We start from the raw sequence: 238 nt of genomic DNA, 5'->3' as shown, positions 1-238 counted from the left end.
TCACCGGCGGCACCGGAGCACTGGGCGCCCACGTGGCACGCGAACTGGCACGGGCAGGTGCACGGCAGCTGCTGCTGCTGAGCCGCCGCGGCCCGGACGCGCCCGGCGCGGACGCACTGCGGGCCGACCTCACCGCGCTCGGCGCGGACGTCACCCTCACCGCATGCGACGCCGCCGACCGCGACGCGCTCGCGAAGGTCCTGGCGGACATCCCCGAGACGGCCCCGCTGACCGGCAT

1 protein-coding gene is annotated in these 238 nt (G+C 77.3%); it reads left to right on the top strand.

Annotation, left to right across the window (positions count from 1 at the left end; all coding sequences use genetic code 11):
* Positions 1 to 238, top strand: a 238-nt coding sequence (locus tag F1003_RS19205) for a KR domain-containing protein (RefSeq protein ID WP_155090386.1), incomplete at both ends; no start/stop codon positions are given.

Origin of the sequence: Winogradskyella ouciana (genome assembly GCF_009709615.1) — a bacterium.
Lineage (GTDB): Bacteria > Bacteroidota > Bacteroidia > Flavobacteriales > Flavobacteriaceae > Winogradskyella > Winogradskyella ouciana.
The sequence above is the reverse complement of the archived record's forward strand: the minus strand, read 5'-3'. Positions and strand labels throughout refer to the sequence as shown.